Genomic DNA, 20,358 nt, shown 5'->3' with positions numbered 1-20,358 from the left:
AGGGTGCCCCCAAAACCGGCCAAAGGTGAGCGAGGGTTTGGCTTAGTGGGCTGGAGGTTGGGCGGGCACTCCTGCAGGCCACGGTAGGAGCTCGGGCAACTCAACTCCGTCGGCTGCCGCGGTGGCGCGGAGACTTCCCAGGCTGGGTTCACGGCCCGCAAGCCAGGCTGCGATGTCGGTGAGCATGCCCGATGGCAACGGACGTGCTCCCGCTGCCGATCGTCACCTGCGGAAGTCCGGTGGGCTGCAGGACAAGCTTCTTGTCTTCAGGCACCCGGGCTGCCAGGAATCCGAGCAGGTGTTCACAGAAAGGGCGGCTCCACGTCTCTGGTCCGAACCCGAGGCCCAGGTCCGACGCGTGAATAGTGAGTTCGCGCCAGAGCGCCAGGCCGCCGTCGAAGACTGTTCCGTCCCGGTAGGTGATACGCGCCTGCCAGCCGTCCGGGCCTACGTCGTCGAAGGCGGCGAGTGCCTTGGCCACGGCGTCGGTGACGGACGCAGTGTGTTCGCCGAGGCTGTGGCCCGCCGCGAGTTCGATGGCCTTCGTACGGCCGTCCATGCCGCCGTCGTACAGCTCGATTTTCTCGCCTCGCCGTGCGTAATCCAGTTGCCGCGTCATGGCGTTGGTAATTCCTGTGATGTGCGCGAGGACGTGGCCGCGGGTCCAGCCGGGAAGTTCCGACGGTGCGGCGACGGAGGCTTCGTCCATTTTGGCGAGCAAACGGGTGACGGTGCCGGCGGCTTTGTGAAGCTCTGCGGGCAGCGTCTCAGGGGTGATCCGGGTCATAGCGCCATGCTAACGCACAGCTAAACGCAAAACGGGACGGTTAAACGCATAGCGGGACGGCGCCTACCGGCACCATCCCGCCCTGCTTGCACAGCGCTAGGCCGCGTAGGAGCGCGCGGCTTCGAGTTCAGCTTCGAGTGCCTTGAGCTGGCGTTCGACGGCGGCCGGCGCCGTTCCGCCCTGCGAGTTGCGGCTGTTGAGCGAACCTTCCGTGCTGAGGACGCTGCGGACTTCGGGCGTCAGGTGCTCGGAAATCGCTGCGTACTCTTCGTCAGTCAGGTCCCAGAGTTCAACCCCGCGGCTTTCCGCCTGCTTGACGGCAGCACCGGAAAGCTCGTGGGCTTCGCGGAATGGAACGCCTTGGCGGACGAGCCATTCGGCGATGTCCGTCGCGAGGGCGAAGCCCTGGGGTGCGAGCGATTCCATCCGCTCACGGTTGAACGTGAGCGTGGCGATCATGCCTGACACGGCCGGCAGCAGCAGCTCCAGCGTGTCGGCGGCATCGAACACCGGTTCCTTGTCTTCCTGCAAATCGCGGTTGTACGCGAGCGGCAGACCCTTGAGAGTGGCCAGCAGGCCGGTCAGGTTGCCGATGAGGCGCCCTGCCTTCCCTCGCGCGAGCTCGGCGACGTCCGGATTCTTCTTCTGCGGCATGATCGAGGACCCCGTGGAATAGGAGTCATGCAGGGTCACGAAGGAGAACTCCTTGGTGGCCCAGAAAATGACTTCCTCGGAGATGCGGGACAGGTCCACGCCGATCATGGAGCACACCCACGCGAACTCAGCGAAGACATCGCGGGAGGCGGTGCCGTCGATCGAGTTGTGGGACGCGGAGTAGAAACCAAGGTCCGCGGCCACCGCTTCGGGATCCAGGCCCAGGGAAGAACCAGCCAGTGCCCCGGAACCATATGGCGAAACACCGGCACGCTTGTCCCAGTCCTGAAGCCGCTGGACGTCACGCAGCAGCGCCCAGGCGTGGGCCAGCAAGTGGTGGCTCAGGAGTACAGGCTGGGCATGCTGCAGGTGCGTGCGGCCGGGCATGGCCACGCCTTGGTGTGCTTTGGCCTGCTCGACGAGGGCTTCGATCGTAGCGAGGACACCCTGGGCGATGATCCGCGCATGGTCACGCAGGAACATGCGGCCCAGCGTTGCCACTTGGTCGTTGCGCGAACGTCCGGCGCGAAGCTTGCCACCGAGCTGGGCACCGGCCCGCTCGATCAGTCCGCGTTCCAATGAACCGTGGACGTCCTCGTCGCTCTCGGCCGGAAGGTACGCGCCGCTGGCGACGTCCTCATCCAATTGGGCAAGAGCCTTCAGCATGCCTTCAAGTTCCGCGTCGTCCAACAGTCCGGCCTTGTGGAGCACACGGGCGTGCGCCTTGGAACCGGCAATGTCGTAGCGGGCCAGCCGCCAGTCAAAGTGCGTGGACTTGCTCAGAGCGGCCAGCGCATCCGCGGGGCCGCCGGCGAACCGGCCACCCCACAGTGCGCCTTCGTTTGTCCCCGAACGCGCCCCAACCTCGCTTCGCTCGGCCGGGGACCCCGGCGTTCGTGGGCCCTGCTGTGGACTCACTCCGCAACCCGCAAGTCGCGGCCCGAGGCGACCTTGGAGGACATGCCCCACAGCTCGATGAAACCGCGTGCCATGGACTGGTCGAAGGTGTCGCCGGTGTCGTAGGTGGCGAGATCGAAGTCGTACAGCGAGGTGTCCGAGCGGCGGCCGTTGACGATGGCCTGGCCACCGTGGAGCACCATGCGGATGTCGCCGGAGACGTACTTCTGTGTGTCTTCAATGAACGCGTCGAGGGAGCGCTTCAGCGGGGAGAACCACTGGCCGTCGTACACGAGCTCGGCCCACCGCTGGCCCACCGTTGCCTTGAAGCGGGCCTGCTCACGCTCGATGGTGACGTCCTCGAGGTGCTTGTGCGCGGTGATGAGCGCCATCGCGCCGGGAGCCTCGTAGATTTCGCGGGACTTGATGCCTACGAGACGGTCTTCGACGACGTCGATGCGGCCAACGCCCTGGGCACCGGCGCGGCGGTTCAGTTCCTGGATGGCCTGCAACGGGGAGACCTTGACGCCGTCGATTGCTACCGGAATGCCGGCCTGGAAGGAGATGGTGACCTCGTCCGGTGCCGGCGGGAATTCCGGAGTGGCGGTGTAGTCGTAGATGTCCTTGGTGGGAGCGTTCCAGATGTCCTCGAGGTAGCCGGTCTCGACGGCGCGTCCCCAGACGTTCTGGTCGATCGAGTACGGGTTCTTCTTGGTGGTCTCGATCGGCAGGCCCTTCTCCTCGGCGAAGGCGATCGCCTTGTCGCGGGTGAGGGCGAGGTCACGGACAGGTGCGATGCACTTCAGGTCCGGCCCGAGGGTCTGGATACCCACTTCGAAGCGGACCTGGTCGTTGCCCTTGCCGGTGCAGCCGTGAGCAACAGTGGTTGCGCCGAATTCACGGGCAGCCTTCACGAGGTGCTTGACGATGACCGGGCGGGAAATGGCGGAGACCAGCGGGTAGTGGCCTTGGTAGAGGGCGTTGGCCTTCAGGGTCGGCATGGCGTACTCGTTGGCGAACTCGTCACGGGCGTCCGCAACGTAGGCTTCGACGGCGCCGCAACCGAGGGCGCGCTGGCGGATGGTCTCAAGGGACTCGCCGCCCTGTCCGACGTCGACGGCCACGGCGATGACCTCGGCGCCGGTTGCTTCACCGATCCAGCCGATGGCTACGGACGTATCAAGGCCACCGGAGTAGGCCAGAACAATGCGCTCAGTCACGAGAGTGCTCCTTTGTTGTTGCTTGGTTGTTTTGTCTCAAAGTCTTGATAGTCGCCGTTGCGGCTTAGTTGGCGGGCCCGGCTTCTTCAGCGAGGCGAAGGAAGCGTGCGGCCAGTTCGGCCCCGCCATCCGGATCCCGCGCCACCAGCAGGACGGTGTCGTCGCCTGCGATCGTACCCAAAACAGAGGGCATGACGGAGTGGTCGATGGACAGGGCAAGGAAGTTGGCGGCTCCTGGCGGCGTTCGCAGCACCACAATGTTGCCCGAAGCCTCGGCAGTGACAAGCAGCTCCCCGCACAGCCGGGCAAGGCGGGCGTCCAGGATTTCCTGGGTGACGCCGCTCTTGGCGTTGCGGTCGCCGCCCTCCCCCGGCACAGCGTACACAAGCGCCCCGTCCTTGCCACGGACCCGGACAGCACCAAGTTCCACCAGGTCCCGCGACAGCGTCGCCTGGGTGACCTGCACGCCGTCGTCCGCCAGCAGGGCCGCGAGCTCCGCCTGCGACCGGACGGACTCTCCCGTCAAGATCGCCGTGATGCGCGCCTGGCGTGCGGTCTTGGTGGCTGGGCTGACGCCCGGTACTGCTGGATTCGTGGACACTAGAATGTGCTTTCGCCGGTTCCTTCAACGGGAGCCAGGCCCTCGACGAATGCCAGGCCCGAGCGGTGCATGAGCCACGCCATGAGTGCCTTCTGGGCATGGAGGCGGTTCTCGGCTTCGTCCCACACGATGGACTGCGGGCCGTCGATGACGCCGGCCGAGATCTCATAGCCCCGGTAGGCGGGCAGGCAATGGAGCACGACGGCGTCCGGTGCAGCCTGTGCCATGGCGGCCTCGTCCACAGAGTAGTCGCGGAACAACTGCAGGCGGGCTTCCTTTTCGGCTTCCTGGCCCATGGAGACCCACGTGTCCGTGGCCACGACGTCGGCGCCCTTGAGGGCCTCGGCGGCGTCGCTCGTAATAAGCACCGAACCGCCGGTTTCAGCCGCGCGCTGCTCAGCCACGGCCACGATCCCTGCCGCCGGAAGGTAGCCCTCCGGTCCGGAGATACGGACATGCATTCCCGCTGTGACACCGGCCAGGAGGTACGAGTTTGCCATGTTGTTGGCGGCGTCCCCGAGGTAGGCCATGGTCAGTCCGGCAAGTTCGCCCTTGCGCTCTTTGACGGTGAGCAGGTCTGCGAGGAGCTGGCAGGGGTGGTAATCGTCGCACAACGCGTTGATGACGGGCACCTTGGAGTTCTCTGCCATGGCGACCAGTCCGGAGTGCGCACCTGTCCGCCACACGATGGTGGACACCATCCGCTCCAGGACCTTGGCTGTGTCCTCCACGGATTCCTTGTGACCGATCTGGGCTTCGCCGGGGTTGATGATGAGGGCGTTCCCGCCCATGTCCGCGATGCCGGTGGCAAAGGAAACCCGCGTGCGGGTGGACGTCTTGTCGAAGATGACGGCCACGGTCTTGCGGCCGTTGCCGTCACCGGCGAAGGGCTGCACGCTGAACGGTGCTGCCTTCATTCGAACAGCGAGTTCCAGGACCTCCGCCTGCTCGGCGGGGGTCAGGTCCGTGTCCTTCAGGAAGTGCCGGGTGCTGATGGAAGTTGTCACTGTGCGTCCTTAGCGGTGGTGGCGGTAGCTGTGGCAATCAGCCCTGGCAGGGCTGCCAGGAAACGGTCAGCCTGTTCAAAGGTCAGGATGAGCGGAGGGGCCAGCCGGATGGTGTGTGGACCCGGGCTGTTGACGATGAAGCCGGCATCCAGCGCCGCAGTAACCATTGCGGGCGCAATGTCTGCGTTGACGTCGAAGCCGATCAGGAGGCCTTCGCCACGGACTTCGGTAACGGCGTCGGTGGCTGCCAGACCTGCCCGTATGTGCGCCCCGATCGTCCGGACGTTCTGCAGGACGCCCTGGCTTTCGATCGCGTGCAAGGTGGCCAGTGCCGCGGCAGTTGCTACAGGGTTTCCGCCGAACGTTGTGCCGTGCTGGCCGGCGGCAAGCAGTGCCGACGTCGAACTTCCAAAAGTGATCAAGGCACCCACCGGGAAGCCGCCGCCCAGCCCCTTGGCGAGGGTGATCGCGTCCGGGACGATGCCGGCGTCTTCGCTGGCGAGCCACTTGCCGGTTCGGCCGATGCCGGTTTGCACTTCATCCAGGATCAGCAGGGCGCCGGCGGCAGACGTGATTTCACGGGCAGCTCGCAGGTACTCCGCACTGAGCGGCCGGACGCCTGCTTCACCTTGGATCGGTTCCAGGAAGACGGCTGCGGTGGAATCGTCGACGGCGGCACGCAGGGCATCGATGTCGTCGAACGGAATGTGGACCACGCCACCAGGCAACGGTTCGAAGGGCGTGCGGTAGGCCTCCTTCGCCGTCAGAGCCAAGGCGCCCATCGTCCGGCCGTGGAAGGCACCTTCAAGGGCAATAATCTTGGTGCGCTTGCCGTGGGGACCATCGCTGTTGCGACGGGCCAGCTTGAACGCGGCTTCGTTGGCTTCCGTGCCGGAGTTGGCAAAGAACACCTTGGAACCTGTGGGTGCGTTGCTGATGGCCAGCAGCTTTTCGGCGAGCGCGATCTGGGTGGGGCTGGTGAAGAAGTTTGAGACGTGGCCAAGCGTGGCGAGCTGGCTCGAGATGACTGAGGTAACGAACGGGTGGGCGTGCCCCAGCGCGTTCACGGCAATGCCGCCAAGGAGGTCCAGGTATTCCTTGCCGTCAGCGTCCCAGACGAGGCAGCCGGCCCCGCGCACGAGGACACGTTGCGGCGTGCCGAAGACACCCATGAGGGATGACGAATACCGGGAAAGCCAGTCCGCGCCGCTGCTGTGCCCGGTGATGGCGTCGGCCGGAGTTTCGACCACTGCTGCTTCGTTGGTGCTCATGCGTTCACGTCCTCGTCAGGTACTACTTGGGTGCCGATGCCGGCCGTCGTGAAGGTTTCCAACAGCATGGAGTGCGGCAGGCGGCCGTCCACGATGTGTGCGCGTTCCACGCCTTCGTCAATTGCTTTGAGGCACGCTGCCATTTTGGGGATCATGCCGGACTCCAAGCTCGGCAACATCTCCCGCAGCTCCGACGCGGTCAGCGAGGAGATCAGCGAGGACTTGTCCGGCCAGTTGGCGTACAGGCCTTCCACGTCCGTCAGGATGACGAGCTTGGAAGCACCCAATGCGGAGGCCACTGCGGCTGCCGCGGTGTCCGCGTTGACGTTCAGGACCTGGCCCGTGGTTTGGTAGCCGTGTGCACCATCTCCTCCGTTGCTCTCATCCACGATTTCGGGGGCGACGGTGGAAATCACCGGGATGCGACCGGCGTCGAGGATGTCTTTGATTCCCGCAGGGTCGACGCCGACTACCTCGCCTACCAGGCCGAGGTCCACCTCTTCGCCGTCCACCACGGTGCCGGTGCGGACAGCGCGCAGCAGCCCGCCGTCCTCGCCCGACATTCCAACAGCGTACGGTCCGTGCGAGTTGATCAAGCCGACAAGTTCGCGGCCAACCTGGCCGGTCAGCACCATGCGCACCACGTCCATGGCTTCGGGCGTCGTAACCCGCAGGCCGCCCTTGAACTCGGACTCGATACCCAGACGACCCAGCATTGAATTGATCTGCGGACCGCCGCCGTGGACTACTACGGGGTGGATGCCAACGTGGTGGAGGAAGACGATGTCCTCAGCGAACGCACGCCGGAGGTCATCGTTGACCATGGCGTTACCGCCGTACTTGATCACCATGGTGGTGCCCGCGAATCGCTGGATCCACGGCAAAGCCTCGATCAAGGTGGCAGCTTTGTCCTGGGCAGCGCTCATGGACGTCGTCTCGCGCGTATGTGCCGTCACAGTCATCCCTTAGCTCGAGTACGCGCTGTTCTCATGCACGTAGTCGTGCGTGAGGTCATTGGTCCAGATGGTGGCTTCGGCGTCGCCGGCCTGCAGGTCGATTTCGACGAGCACTTCACGTGGCTCGAGGTCCACGAGGTTCCGGTCATCGCCGATGCTGCCGTTCCGGCAGATCCGGACGCCGTTCATTGAAACGTTGAGCTGATCGGCCTCGAAGACGGCGTCCGTGGTTCCTACGGCGGAGAGGACCCTGCCCCAGTTGGGGTCCTTGCCGAAGATGGCCGCCTTGAAGAGGTTGGAGCGTGCTACGGAACGGCCCACGATCTCGGCGTCACGTTCACTGGCTGCATTGAAGGTCCGGATGGCGATGTCGTGGCTGGCACCCTCGGCGTCGCCAATGAGCTTCCGGGCCAACTCAGCACACACCCGGGTGACGGCTTCGCTGAGCTGCTCGGCGGATGGCAGCGATTCCGACGCGCCCGAGGCCAACAGCACCACGGTGTCGTTGGTGGACATGCAACCGTCCGAGTCGGCGCGGTCGAAGGTGACGCGTGTGGCGTCTCGGAGGACGACGTCCAGTTCATTGGCCGGCACTTCCGCGTCGGTGGTGAGGACAACCAGCATCGTGGCCAGGCCGGGCGCCAGCATGCCGGCTCCCTTGGCGATACCGCCTACCGTGAAGGCCTTTCCTTCAGCGTCCTTGCCCGTGAAGACGGCTTCCTTTGGGACGCTGTCCGTGGTCATGATGGCTGTTGCTGCGGCCGCGCCGCCGTCCTCTGAGAGTTCCTTGAAGGCTGCTTCAACACCCGGCAGAATCTTGTCCATCGGCAATTGCTCGCCGATGAGGCCGGTAGAGCACACCACGACGTCCGAAGCGGAGACTCCCAGAACCTCGGCTACTTTCTCTGCGGTGGCGTGCGTGTTTTGGAAACCCTGCGGGCCGGTGCAGGCGTTCGCACCACCGGAGTTGAGGATCACGGCATCCACGCGACCGTCCGTGACCACCTGGCGGGACCAGTGCACCGGTGCGGCGGCGACGCGGTTCGACGTGAAGACGGCTGCTGCGGCTTTAAGCGGGCCGTCGTTGACAACGAGGGCGAGGTCCGGGTTGCCTGAAGCCTTGATGCCGGCCTTCACGCCTGCTGCGCGGAATCCTTTGGGGGCGGTAATGGTCACGGGGCAACTCCCTGAAGGTTCAGGCCGGCGGTTTCATCCAGGCCGAGGGCGATGTTCATGGACTGCACGGCTCCGCCTGCGGTCCCCTTGGTGAGGTTGTCGATGGCGCATGTCACTATCACGCGGCCGGTGTGGGCATCGAAGGCCAACTGCATGACGGCGTGGTTTGATCCCTGCACCGATTTGGTGGTGGGCCACTGGCCTTCAGGGAGCAGGTGCACGAACGGCTCGTCGTCATAGGCGTCCGCCCAAGCCTGGCGAAGTTCGGCCGCGGTGACGCCGTGCCCGACCTTTGCCGTGGCAGTGGTGAGGATTCCGCGGCCCATGGGGGCCAGCGTCGGGGTGAAGGAAACCGTCACCGGCTCGCCGGCGGCGTTGGACAGCCCCTGTTCAATCTCGGGCGTGTGGCGATGGCCGCCACCCACGCCGTAGGGGCTCATGGAGCCCATGACCTCGGAACCAATGAGATTGACTTTGGCCGCTTTGCCGGCCCCGGAGGTACCGGACGCCGAAACGATCACGACGTCGTCGGTCAAGAGGAGGTTGTTGGCGAACCCGGGCGTCAAAGCGAGCAGGGCCGACGTCGGGTAGCAGCCGGGTACGGCGATGCGCGTGGCACCCTTCAGCGTCTCGCGTTGTCCGGGAAGTTCCGGCAGCCCGTAGGGCCACGTGCCCGCATGCGCGGATCCGTAGAACTTTTCCCACGCGGCGGCGTCCTGCAAGCGGTGGTCCGCGCCGGCGTCGATGACTACTGTGCCCTCAGGCAGTTGGGCGGCGATTTCCGCCGAGGCCCCATGCGGCAGCGCCAGGAAGACGACGTCGTGACCGGAGAGGTTTTCCACTGTGGTGTCTTCGAGAATCCGGCTGGCCAAACCGTGGAGATGGGGCTGCAACTCCCCTAGTCTGGAACCGGCGTTGCTGTGCGCGGTGATCGCGCCGATGGTGACGTTCGGATGATTCGCCAGCAGACGCAGCACTTCTCCCCCGGCGTACCCGCTGGCACCGGAGACGGCAACAGAAATAGTCATGGCTTCATGATACAGCAAAAGTATTCATGGTTGCCGATAATTATGCATGCCCTCGCAAAGTAGTGCCGGCCGGACGGTTAGCCATAAAGACGTATGCTTGAAGAAGGGTGATCCAGACCGTGCAGTCCGAACGTCGGCTGCAGCGTTGCCCGTTAGCGATACGGGGCACATTCATGGCACCCACGTCCACTACTGAACGCCCCAAGCCGCGCGCGATTCAGCCCAACCCCCTTGTGCACAGCTATTCGGAGCTCCTCAAGAGCGTGAAGGCTGCCGGCCTCCTCGAACGGCGCAGCGGTTTCTATATCTGGCTTTTCGTGGCCCTCATGCTCCTCATGGCGGGCACCTGGCTCGGGTTCGCCCTGCTGGGAGATTCCTGGTACCAGCTCCTGATCGCCGCAGCACTGGGGATCTTCTGCACGCAACTGAGCTTCCTGGCACACGAGGCAGGACACAAGCAGATCTTTGCCTCCCGCCGCGCCAATGACTGGTCCGCGCGGCTGCTCGCCACGGGCGTCGCCGGCATCAGCTATTCATGGTGGGAGCAAAAACACGGGGCGCACCACAACCACCCCAACGTCATCTCCAAGGATCCCGACATCCGAAACAATGCGTTGGTCTTCTACGAGGAAGCGGCCGTAGAGCGCAAGGGCCGGCTTGCCTTCCTGACGAGGAGGCAGGGCCTCTTCTTCTTTCCGCTCCTTACCCTCCTCGGCCTGAGCCTGCAGTTCGACTCCTTGCGCTTCGTCTTCAGCAAGGCAAAGGTGCGTCACCGCTGGGTTGAGACACCAATCCTCGTGGCCCGGCTGGCAGCGCTGCCTGTGCTGGCCTTCACCTTCCTCCCCCTCGGAATGGCCTTCGCCTTCCTGGCTGTGCAGATCATGGTCTACGGCTTCTACATGGGTGCCTCTTTCGCTCCCAACCACAAGGGGATGCCGGTCCTGCCTGCAGACAGCCGCGTGGACTTCCTCAGCCGCCAGGTCCTCACGTCCCGGAACATTTCGGGAGGTCGGTTCATGGACTTCCTCCTCGGTGGCCTCAACCGGCAAGTGGAGCACCACCTGTTCCCTGACATGGCGCGTCCGCAACTCCACCGCGCTGCGGCGATCGTCCGCGCTTTCTGCACGAAGCACTCGATCCCGTATACCGAAACCACGTTGCCCCAGTCATATGGAATCGTCGTGACCTACCTCAATGAGGTTGGCCTCGCTGCCGGTCGCGGCTTCGATTGCCCGGTCGCCTCGACGCACGGACGCCGCTGAGCGTTCGACGCCGGGGGCACCGACCTCCCTAGGATGGATCTGGAACCGGGCACCGGAAGGACCGTCCCGGAGTGAGGAGCCACCATGACGCACGCGATCGTTGCACAGCAGCCCGGGGGACCTGAAGTCCTCGAATATGCATCTGCCGAGCCGCCGGCCCCGGGGCCGGGACAGTTGCTGGTCAAAGTTGCAGCTGCAGGGGTCAACTTCATCGAGACGTATCAGCGAAGCGGCACCTACAAAGTCGAGTATCCGTTTACCCCCGGCGCGGAGGCGGCAGGGACCGTAGCGGCAGTAGGCGAGGGCGTTGAAGAGTTTGCCGTAGGAGACAGGATCGCCACGGCGGAGGGTGCGAAAACCTACGCAGAGTACACCGTCGTCGACGCGACCAAAGCGCTGCCGGTTCCTGCCGGCGTCGATGACCATACGGCCGCAGCCCTGCCGCTCCAAGGCATTACTGCCCACTATCTGATGAATTCATCGTTCCGCGTGGAGCCGGGACACACGGTGCTCCTGCACGCCGGCGCCGGCGGAGTAGGGCTGCTCCTGACGCAGTTGCTGAAGGCGCGGGGCGCGAGGGTCATCACCACCGTCTCGTCGGACGAGAAAGCGGATCTGTCCAAGCTCGCCGGTGCTGACGAAGTTCTCCGATACGACGGCTTTGCCGACAAAGTGCGGGAACTTACCGACGGCGAAGGCGTGAACGTGGTGTATGACGGCGTCGGCAAGGACACGTTCGACGATTCACTCAGGAGCCTGCGTATCCGGGGCGCCATGGTTCTCTTTGGTGCGGCATCCGGACCGGTACCCCCGTTCGACCCCCAAAGGCTTAACTCCGGCGGCTCCCTGACCCTGACGCGCCCGACCATGGGTCACTTCCTCCAGAACACGCATGAGCGCAGGTGGCGATCCGCAGAGATCTTCGAAGCCGCAGCCAAGGGCACACTCGCCGTCCGCATCGGCGCAACCTACGCCCTCTCCGAGGCTGCGCAGGCTCACCGTGACCTCGAAGGCCGCCGCACCACAGGCAAGGTGCTGCTGGTGCCCTGACCGGGCAAGTGAAATTCCCAACGGCCGGCAACTATCAAGCGAACGACAGCGCAACAAAATGTGACGTGCAGGAAACGTCTGACACCTTTTGTTCACCTTTCTGCGGAAAGCTGGCTCGGTGAGTACTGAACAACCCGTTGGGGACGGGCATACCCCCGCCCTTACTACCTACCGCCCCCAGCTTCCGGGCGGCGCTGCAGCCCCTGCCGAGCGCACGCTGGTGGACATCCTGGAGAACACCGCCGCGACGTTCCCCGAAGCCTCGGCCTTGGACGATGGCCACCGCTCCTTGAGCTACACCGAGTTGCTTGCAGCAGTCCGTGGGTTCGCGGGCCGACTGAACGCAGCCGGCCTGGGACGCGGTGACAGGATCGGCGTCCGCATCCCCTCGGGTACCAACGAGCTCTACATCGCAATCCTCGGAATTCTCATGGCCGGGGCGGCGTACGTCCCGGTGGACGCGGATGACCCCGACGAGCGAGCACGCCTGGTTTTCGGCGAAGCCAAGGTAGGGGCGGTGATCGGGGCCGGCCTGGCTGTTGAGCTGTCCGGAGGTGCACGGGAGCCTCTTGCAGCGGCCGGCAAGCCGGGGCTTGACGACGATTCCTGGATCATTTTCACGTCCGGTTCCACCGGGACGCCCAAAGGCGTGGCGGTTAGGCACCGATCGTCCGCTGCCTTCGTGGACGCGGAAGCGCGGATCTTCCTCCAAGCCGAACCCATCGGACCCCAGGACCGGGTGCTTGCCGGCTTGTCCGTGGCGTTCGACGCTTCCTGCGAAGAGATGTGGCTCGCTTGGCGCCACGGTGCTTGCCTGGTCCCCGCTCCCCGTGCCTTGGTGCGAACCGGCATGGACCTTGGGCCGTGGCTTATCAACCACGGAATCACCGTGGTCTCCACCGTTCCCACCCTTGCTGCCCTGTGGCCTGCGGAAGCCTTGGAGAATGTCCGTCTCCTCATTTTCGGCGGCGAGGCGTGCCCTCCCGAACTTGCTGTGCGGCTCGCCGTGGAAGGCCGCGAGGTCTGGAACACCTATGGACCAACCGAGGCGACAGTCGTCGCCTGCGCAGCACCGCTGGGCGGACCAGGCCCCGTACGGATAGGGCTGCCGCTGGACGGCTGGGACCTCGCCGTCGTCGATTCCGACGGCGTTCCCGTGGCCGAGGGGGAAGTCGGCGAATTGATTATCGGCGGCGTGGGACTCGCCCGCTACCTGGACCCCGCCAAGGACGCCGAGAAGTACGCCCCCATGCCGACGCTCGGTTGGGAGCGCGCCTATCGGTCCGGCGACTTGGTGCGCTTTGAAGACGAGGGGCTGATCTTCTTGGGCCGCGCCGACGAGCAAGTAAAACTTGGCGGGCGGCGCATCGAACTCGGCGAAGTGGACGCCGCCCTGCAATCCCTGCCGGGCGTCGCGGGCGCCGCGGCCGCAGTGCAGACCACCACGGCCGGCAACCAGATCCTGGTGGGCTACCTTGCCCCCGCCGACGGCTACGACCTCGACCTGGACAAGGCACGCCACTTGCTGGGCGAGAGCCTCCCTGCCGCTCTGGTCCCCCTGCTGACAACCGTCGAATCGCTGCCCACAAAAACCAGCGGCAAAGTGGACCGCCACGCACTCCCCTGGCCCCTTGCCGGCGCAGCCGCCACCGAAGCAAGCCACGCTCCCCTGAACCTCGCTGACGACGCACGCTGGATAGTGGAGCAGTGGGAGTCCGTACTGGGCAGCCCGGTAGGGTCACTCGACGCGGACTTCTTCGCATATGGCGGCGGCTCCCTGGCCGCAGCCCAACTCGTCTCCGCGCTCCGGGTCCGCTACCCGAGCATCACGGTGGCAGACATCTACGCTACGCCGCGCGTCGGCGCCTTGGTCGACGCCGCGCGCCAGTCGATTCCCGACGGCGGCGCGCCGGGCCCCGCTGCGGAGCGCACCGTTCGTCCCACGGCACGGAAATCGCAGGTCTTCCAGGTCCTCATGGGCGTGCCGCTGCACATCCTTGTAGGCATGCGTTGGCTGACGTACCTTATGGCCGCAAACCGGTTGTTGGCCGACTTCGCAGGTTTCGCCGCCGCACCTGTGGTTTCGTGGTGGTGGATCGCCGCATCCTGGTTGGTCTTCGTGAGCCCCTTCGGCCGGATGGCGATTTCGGTCCTCGCGGCCCGCTTGCTCTTGGGAAGGGTTGAGCCTGGAACCTATCCGCGCTCCGGCAAGACGCACTTGCGGCTCTGGTTGGCGGAGCAGATCCAGGACCTCTCCGGTGCCATCGGATTGGCCAGCGCGCCCTTTGTTCCCTACTACGCACGCGCTTTGGGCGCCAGGATCGGCAAGGACGTCCACCTTCACTCCCTCCCACCGGTCACGGGCCTTCTTTCGCTCGGAAGCGGCGCCAACGTGGAACCCGAGGTCGATCTCTCCGGCTGGTGGGTGGATGGCGATTCCGTCCACATAGGCCAGATCCACGTGGGAGCCGGCGCCGTCGTGGGCTCCCGGAGCACGCTCATGCCCGGTGCCACCATCGGCGCCGGCGCCCACGTCGAAGCAGGTTCTGCGGTGTTCGGCAAGGTGAAAGCGGGGCACCTCGTGGCCGGATCTCCCGCAGAGCGACGCGGCAAGGCGAAGACTGAGTGGCCGGAAGCACCCGGCCGCCGATCCGCGGTGGACCGTTTGTGGCTCACCGCTTTCGCAGGCGCTTCGGCCCTCCTGGCGCTGATTCCTTACGTTTCCGCCTTTGCAGGCGCCTTGGTCGTCCTGGCGTTCATCCGGGGCCACGACTCGTTGCTATCGGCCTTGCCCCAGATTGCCGCCGCCTTGCCGCTGGCTGCCCTCACGTGGTTCTTCGGCAATCTCCTACTGATCCTGGTTGTTGCCCGCTTACTGGGCCTCGGACTCAAGGAAGGCTACCACCGGGTTCGCAGCCGCGTCGGGTGGCAGGTATGGGCCACGGAACGCCTCCTGGATATGGCGCGGGACCTGCTTTTCCCTGTCTACGCCAGTTTGTTCACTCCTGTCTGGCTGCGCCTTCTTGGTGCCAAGGTCGGGAAGAACGTGGAAGCCTCCACCGTTCTCCTGGTACCCCGGATGACAACCATCGGTGACGGCGCCTTCCTGGCCGACGACACAATGGTGGCATCCTACGAGCTTGGCGGCGGATGGATGAAGATCGCCCCGGCCAAAATCGGAAAACGATCCTTCCTGGGCAACTCAGGCATGACCGCCGCCGGCCGCAACGTGCCAAAGAACTCACTGGTGGCGGTACTGTCTGCCACCCCGGCCAAGGCGAAGTCCGGAACATCCTGGCTGGGTAGCCCGCCTGTCAGGTTGCGCCGCACCGCCGTCGATGCCGACCAGACCCGCACCTTCCAACCGCCGGCCAAGCTCAAGGTGGCACGGGCGCTCTGGGAGCTGTGCCGGCTCGTTCCAGTCATCCTGACAGTGGCCATCGCCGTTGGCGTGATGCTTGCCCTCGACTGGATCGCAGGGAACCGGGGCTACTGGATCGCCGCACTCCTGGGCGGCGTTGTGATGCTGTTGGCAGGTGCCGTTGCCGCGTTGAGTTCCGTAGTGGCCAAGTGGATCCTCGTCGGATCCATCCGTACCGGCGAGCACCCGCTGTGGAGTTCCTTCATTTGGCGCAATGAGGTTGTGGATACATTCATTGAGATGGTCAGTGCTCCGTGGTTTGCCCGCTCGGCCGCAGGAACACCTGCCCTGGTGTGGTGGCTTCGCGGACTCGGCGCGAAGATCGGCCGCGGAACGTGGTGTGAAAGCTACTGGCTGCCCGAGGCCGACCTCGTGACGCTCGGCGAGAACTCCACCGTCAACCGGGGCTGTGTTGTCCAAACGCACCTGTTCCACGACAGGGTCATGAGCATCGACACCGTGACCCTCGGTAACGGAGCGACGATGGGTCCGCACGGCGTCATCCTCCCCGCCGCAAGCATTGGTGACGGTGGAACCGTGGGGCCGGCTTCCTTGGTGATGCGTGGAGAAACTGTCCCCGCAGGAACATATTGGATGGGGAACCCGGTCAGTCCTTGGGTGGGTCCGTCTGCGCAAGCTGCCCGTCTCAAGTAGATTGGGCTGACCATGACTGCACCGATCACCACTCCCACAGCAGGAACCGACCCGTACACGCTGGACCACGGCAGCACCGGTTATCGCGTAGACCGGTACGAGTTGGACCTTGACGTCAGATTGGGCAGCAACAAGCTGATCGGCAGGGCTGTTCTCCGCTGCACGGCACTGGAATCCGTCGGCCGGCTTGTCCTGGACCTCGTTGGCCTGCGGGCTTCAAAAATTCAGCTTGATGGAAAGAAACCCCAAAAGTTCTCCCACCGGGCCGAGCACCTCGTTGTTACGCCTGCCGTCCCCTTAAAGGCCGACCAGCAGTTTGTCCTCGACATCCGATACGACGGCAACCCCCAACCACGCAGGGGCCTGTGGGGCGACGTTGGCTGGGAGGAATTGAACGATGGCGTGTTGGTGGCCGGACAGCCCAACGGTGCGGCCTCGTGGTTTCCCTGCAACGACCATCCGCGCAATAAGTCCACATTCCTGATCTCCGTGACCACCGACGACAATTATCGGCCGGTGTGCAACGGCCGCCTGGTGTCCAGGACACGGAAGTCGAGCCGTGAAACGTGGGTTTACGAACACGCCGAACCCATGGCCACCTATCTCGCTACCGTGCAGATCGGCCGCTACAGCGTCATTCCCCTCAACGACGCGGAAACGCATCACCGTGTTCCCCAGTTCGCCGCTGTCCCCGTGGACCTGGCAGAGGAAGCACGGAACGGCCTTCGCCGCCAGCCTGACATGATGCGGACCTTCGAGGACTGCTTTGGTCCCTACCCCTTTACGGACTACACCTCCGTGGTCACCGAGGACGAACTCGAGATCCCGCTCGAAGCCCAGACATTGTCCATCTTCGGCCGCAACCACATGCGCGACACGTGGGAGGCCCAGCGCCTCATCGCGCACGAACTCTCGCACCAATGGTTTGGGAACTCACTCACTGTCAGCGGTTGGAAGGACATCTGGCTCCACGAGGGCTTCGCCTGCTATGCCGAGTGGTTGTGGTCGGAAGAGTCGGGAGTCATGACCATAGCGGACCGGGCCATGGCGGCTTGGAAGAAGCTCGAGGTCTCCCCCCAGGACCTGTTGGTCGGCGACCCCGGCCCGGAGCTCATGTTCGACGACCGCGTATATAAGCGAGGCGCCCTCGCAGTCCATGCCTTACGCATGGCGATAGGTGACCAGGCATTCTTTGGCTTCCTCCAGCACTGGACGGCAGAGAACCGTCACGGCTCCGTTTCCACGGAGTCTTTCATCATGGCGGCAGATGCGTTCATTCCGGGCTGCGATACTGCCGCAATACTGCGCCCCTGGCTCTACGAAAAGCCGCTTCCGCCCCTCCCCGCAGCTCGATAGGGAGCTAGCCGAGCGCCAATGCGGCAACGAGTCCGTCCGGTAGCGCCAGTCCGCCGACAGTGCCTACGTCCCGCAACCCCGGACGCTTCAGCACGTCCACCTCGGCCGGGTTTCGTCTCAGGCCTTCACCGGTCATCTTCAGCCAGGCTTCCTTGCGCGCCCACAAACGCGCCCGCTGCCCGGCCTGCTGTTTCTTCGGGATGGACGCCAGGAAGTCCCTCTCGCCTACGGTCAGGGCGACGTTGTCGAAGCCATCGAAGCCGGCAGCGTCTAGCGCTTCAAGGTCCACTCCCAGCCGGAGGCCTTCCGTTGGACGCACGACGCCGGCCAGCAGCACCCAGCCGGACGCCCGTGAGGCGCTGAGCAGCAAAGGCGCGGGACCGCCGTCGAGCATGTAACCCGGGCGTCCGTGATCCTGGCCGGGACCGCACTGCGGGCAGTGATAGTCCGGCACGAGCTCAGCCGGATCGATCCGGAGCAGGTGCGCGGCGAATCGCTGGAGGGCAAGCCTCCCGGCCACGAATTCATTGCGGTCCCGGGCGGCGACGAGCCGGAGCGCACGCTGCTGAGCTGCGTGGTCCAAGTGCTGAAGAGTGGTTTCAAGCAGCGGACTCTCATGCAACCTGCGCAACTCAAGCCCGACGCCGTCGATCAGGACCGCGTCCTCATTATTAGGCGGTGCCGCTTGAGTCACGCCTCTAACTATAGAAGGCCATGTTCCCGCCCAAGCTGACGGTCATAAGGAGCCTTGAAAACTTAATCCCCTCATCAGCGTCACGATTCCAGTAGACAGCCCACTTAACTCCGTATGGACCATAAAGAAGGCGGAGTTCCGTGTAAAACGGCCACGCCACCAGCTATCTTCGCTGAGGAGCACATGACAGCTATGGAACCCCTGCTCACCATAGTGCTTGAGGCTCCCGAGGGCCTCGACCGCGAATCAGTCCTGTACAGGCGGATAATTTCTGGGCGCCTCCGCTACGAAGAGCAGTTCAGAATTCTCCATGTTCGGGAGCGGCTGACAACAAGTGGCGTGGCCGGAATTTGTAGGTCCATTGACACCAAGTACGTGGTGTTCATGAGGGCATCCCACCAGGTTTCGCCCAACTTCCTAACCACCATGATCGAATATCTACAGACGCGGACGGTGTATCTTGCCGAGCCGGTTATCTACACAGGAAACCTGCCGGGCAATGTCGGTGCAACAAAGATTGACCAAGCGTATTTTTATGCACGCGATACCGATATTTTCGGCGTTTCATTCAACGTCAAGCGACTCGTGGATGCGCTCGAGGCCATCGGGGACGTCGATCGATCAGCACTGTACCTGGCCTACCGGCTGTATTGGTCGGTCGGAACGGTGAAACCGCAGGAAACCGGTTTTTCGGTGGCGTCGGATACCAAGGCGGCAATCGGTCTGCGAGTGGCTCCCGACACCGCGCGCCTGGTCCCGCTGATTCCGTCTTCCTCGGAGGAATTGCGGCTCTACCTAACACGCTATCTCGCTCTCTACCTTCGAGGCATGCGTGCCCAAAAGACCGGAAGCGTGCGTTTGGGCCATCTCCGGGACCTCATCCGCACGTTTCGGCTGGTCGAGCTACTGACGTGGGTTGAACCCCTGCAACCTGTGGAAGCCGCGTGGATCCGGTGGCTGGATGCACCCGACGTGAACATGTACCTCTACAAGCAACTGAGCGAGCGTGACTCCTACCTGGTGTTCGAAGAGGGTGGGGTCGAGGCCGGCGCCGGGACACCTCTTTACCGGTTGCAGTTCGGAAACGACACTATGACCATCGATAGGTCCTACAGGCCGCGAGAGCTCAGGCCCGGCTATACCCACGCTGCCAGTTACGACTTCTACGAGCGGCCTATCACGCCTGCATCCACAATCATTTTCTTTGATAGGCCGCTTCAAGCCGACGACAACGCCGAGCACCTGTACCAATATTTCACGGCAACGCACCCGGAGTTTACCGAAGCCTACTTCGCATTGAATCCAAAATCCGCCGATTGGGACCGGTTGGCCAGGAAGGGCTTCAAGCTTATCCCGATATTTACTACGGAATTCTATGAAAAGTTCCTGATCTCGGACGTAGTGGTGTCGTCGCAGATCTACAATATCCGGTACCGCGGCAAGTCCTTCGCAAATTCCCGCTTCGTGTACCTCCAGCATGGGATTCAACTCAATGACATGACAGATTGGGTCTTTTCCAAGTACTTTGACGTGTTTGTCACCACGGGCCAGCTCGAGGCCGAGTACATGCGTGGAATTGCGCCCGTGGAAACCCTGAACTCCGGACTCCCCCGATTCGAAGCCTTGGCTCAGGAAGGGCACAAACCGCAACACCTCCTCTTCATGCCAACATGGCGTTTCAACCTGCATCAGGCCTCCACCGAACTATTCGAACGCTCACAGTACTTCCGTGCGATTGAGGCTGTCCTGACAGATCCGATGCTGCTCACGTTCCTTGAAAGGACCGGTCGGAACCTGCAAGTGAAACTTCATCCAAATGTGGAAAAGAGGGCCAACCAATTCAGCTTCTCGAAGAACGTCGTCAAGTCGGATCTGAGCTATAGGGACGCAATAGCTTCGGCAGAACTGGTCTTCACCGACTACAGCTCAGCAGTGCTTGACGCAGCTTTTGTGGGCAAACCCATCGCGTACTATCACTGGGACGCGCAAGAGTTTTTCCGGGATCAACCCTATGAAGGCCGGGTCGACTACAGCCAGGACGGCCTCGGTCCCGTATTCATCGAACACGACGAATTGATCAGGCACATCGTTCAGGAACTTTATGCGCATCCACATGAAAAGTTTGCACAACGCCGTGCGAACTTTTTCCACGGCGTGGACCCGAAAAGCATCAACGCAAAAATCATAGAGAGGATGCTGAGTCTGTGATGGCGAAGATTCGGAGGATAAAACGAACAGTCCGTGGACTGGCTGTGAAGGTTGCATACTCACAGACGGGCACCGCCATTGCACGCACAGTCCTGGCGTCGCCACCGAGCACACCT

General features: G+C 63.8%; 14 protein-coding genes and 1 pseudogene. 5 read left to right on the top strand and 10 right to left on the bottom strand.

Annotated elements, in window-relative coordinates; genetic code table 11:
* Nucleotides 1-42: 42 nt before the first annotated feature.
* The 9 genes and pseudogenes from AB0N65_RS09280 to argC form a co-directional block, all read right to left on the bottom strand.
* Nucleotides 43-787, bottom strand: a pseudogene (locus AB0N65_RS09280) (maleylpyruvate isomerase family mycothiol-dependent enzyme).
* Between the two features lie 96 nt (nucleotides 788-883).
* Nucleotides 884-2,359 carry an argininosuccinate lyase gene (argH, locus tag AB0N65_RS09275; RefSeq protein ID WP_364160367.1) on the bottom strand — a complete coding sequence of 492 codons (1,476 nt, stop codon included), beginning with the start codon at nucleotides 2,357-2,359 and terminating at the stop codon, nucleotides 884-886.
* On the bottom strand, nucleotides 2,356-3,558 hold the full coding sequence (locus AB0N65_RS09270) for an argininosuccinate synthase (protein WP_364160365.1): 1,203 nt from the start codon (nucleotides 3,556-3,558) through the stop codon (nucleotides 2,356-2,358). The genes argH and AB0N65_RS09270 overlap by 4 nt, the downstream gene beginning before the upstream one ends.
* A 64-nt stretch (nucleotides 3,559-3,622) precedes the next feature.
* A complete protein-coding gene (locus tag AB0N65_RS09265; RefSeq protein WP_364160363.1) occupies nucleotides 3,623-4,159 on the bottom strand; it encodes an arginine repressor in 537 nt (178 codons plus the stop codon).
* The gene (argF, locus tag AB0N65_RS09260; protein WP_364160361.1) at nucleotides 4,159-5,166 is read right to left on the bottom strand and encodes an ornithine carbamoyltransferase; all 1,008 of its coding nucleotides are present in this window, start codon (nucleotides 5,164-5,166) and stop codon (nucleotides 4,159-4,161) included. Before argF ends, AB0N65_RS09265 begins: the two co-directional genes overlap by 1 nt.
* Nucleotides 5,163-6,437, bottom strand: coding sequence for an acetylornithine transaminase (locus AB0N65_RS09255; protein ID WP_364160359.1), 1,275 nt, complete (start codon nucleotides 6,435-6,437; stop codon nucleotides 5,163-5,165). Before AB0N65_RS09255 ends, argF begins: the two co-directional genes overlap by 4 nt.
* Nucleotides 6,434-7,393 carry an acetylglutamate kinase gene (argB, locus tag AB0N65_RS09250; protein ID WP_364160357.1) on the bottom strand — a complete coding sequence of 320 codons (960 nt, stop codon included), beginning with the start codon at nucleotides 7,391-7,393 and terminating at the stop codon, nucleotides 6,434-6,436. The genes AB0N65_RS09255 and argB overlap by 4 nt, the downstream gene beginning before the upstream one ends.
* A gap of 9 nt (nucleotides 7,394-7,402) precedes the next feature.
* A complete protein-coding gene (gene argJ, locus AB0N65_RS09245) occupies nucleotides 7,403-8,569 on the bottom strand; it encodes a bifunctional glutamate N-acetyltransferase/amino-acid acetyltransferase ArgJ (protein WP_364160355.1) in 1,167 nt (388 codons plus the stop codon).
* Complete coding sequence (argC, locus tag AB0N65_RS09240) at nucleotides 8,566-9,597, bottom strand: N-acetyl-gamma-glutamyl-phosphate reductase (protein ID WP_364160353.1); 1,032 nt, start codon at nucleotides 9,595-9,597, stop codon at nucleotides 8,566-8,568. Before argC ends, argJ begins: the two co-directional genes overlap by 4 nt.
* A 173-nt stretch (nucleotides 9,598-9,770) precedes the next feature.
* Between argC and AB0N65_RS09235 the strand changes: the two genes are divergently transcribed.
* The 4 genes from AB0N65_RS09235 (at nucleotide 9,771) to AB0N65_RS09220 (ending at nucleotide 17,340) form a co-directional block, all read left to right on the top strand.
* Nucleotides 9,771-10,859 carry an acyl-CoA desaturase gene (locus tag AB0N65_RS09235; protein ID WP_364160351.1) on the top strand — a complete coding sequence of 363 codons (1,089 nt, stop codon included), beginning with the start codon at nucleotides 9,771-9,773 and terminating at the stop codon, nucleotides 10,857-10,859.
* Between the two features lie 84 nt (nucleotides 10,860-10,943).
* The gene (locus AB0N65_RS09230) at nucleotides 10,944-11,909 is read left to right on the top strand and encodes a quinone oxidoreductase (protein ID WP_364160349.1); all 966 of its coding nucleotides are present in this window, start codon (nucleotides 10,944-10,946) and stop codon (nucleotides 11,907-11,909) included.
* A 118-nt stretch (nucleotides 11,910-12,027) separates the two neighbouring features.
* Nucleotides 12,028-15,984 (top strand): Pls/PosA family non-ribosomal peptide synthetase, encoded by a 3,957-nt coding sequence (locus tag AB0N65_RS09225; RefSeq protein WP_364160347.1) that lies wholly within the window; start codon nucleotides 12,028-12,030, stop codon nucleotides 15,982-15,984.
* Between the two features lie 12 nt (nucleotides 15,985-15,996).
* Nucleotides 15,997-17,340 carry a M1 family metallopeptidase gene (locus AB0N65_RS09220; RefSeq protein ID WP_364160345.1) on the top strand — a complete coding sequence of 448 codons (1,344 nt, stop codon included), beginning with the start codon at nucleotides 15,997-15,999 and terminating at the stop codon, nucleotides 17,338-17,340.
* A gap of 4 nt (nucleotides 17,341-17,344) precedes the next feature.
* Here the strand turns inward: AB0N65_RS09220 and AB0N65_RS09215 are convergent, their stop codons facing one another.
* The gene (locus AB0N65_RS09215; RefSeq protein ID WP_364160343.1) at nucleotides 17,345-18,034 is read right to left on the bottom strand and encodes a 4'-phosphopantetheinyl transferase superfamily protein; all 690 of its coding nucleotides are present in this window, start codon (nucleotides 18,032-18,034) and stop codon (nucleotides 17,345-17,347) included.
* Between the two features lie 453 nt (nucleotides 18,035-18,487).
* Between AB0N65_RS09215 and AB0N65_RS09210 the strand changes: the two genes are divergently transcribed.
* On the top strand, nucleotides 18,488-20,242 hold the full coding sequence (locus tag AB0N65_RS09210) for a CDP-glycerol glycerophosphotransferase family protein (RefSeq protein ID WP_364160341.1): 1,755 nt from the start codon (nucleotides 18,488-18,490) through the stop codon (nucleotides 20,240-20,242).
* Nucleotides 20,243-20,358 lie beyond the last annotated feature (116 nt).

It is taken from the genome of Paenarthrobacter sp. NPDC089322, from assembly GCF_040684895.1.
In the GTDB taxonomy this organism is placed as follows: Bacteria; Actinomycetota; Actinomycetes; order Actinomycetales; family Micrococcaceae; genus Arthrobacter.
Note: the sequence above shows the minus strand (reverse complement) of the source record. Positions and strands in the feature narration are given on the sequence as shown.

Excerpts from the sequence above, each read along its gene's own strand:
- AB0N65_RS09220 (WP_364160345.1), top strand. The coding sequence starts at position 15,997 with ATGACTGCACCGATCACCACTCCCACAGCAGGAACCGACCCGTACACG.
- AB0N65_RS09255 (WP_364160359.1), bottom strand. The coding sequence starts at position 6,437 with ATGAGCACCAACGAAGCAGCAGTGGTCGAAACTCCGGCCGACGCCATC.
- AB0N65_RS09230 (WP_364160349.1), top strand. The coding sequence starts at position 10,944 with ATGACGCACGCGATCGTTGCACAGCAGCCCGGGGGACCTGAAGTCCTC.
- AB0N65_RS09235 (WP_364160351.1), top strand. The coding sequence starts at position 9,771 with ATGGCACCCACGTCCACTACTGAACGCCCCAAGCCGCGCGCGATTCAG.
- argC (WP_364160353.1), bottom strand. The coding sequence starts at position 9,597 with ATGACTATTTCTGTTGCCGTCTCCGGTGCCAGCGGGTACGCCGGGGGA.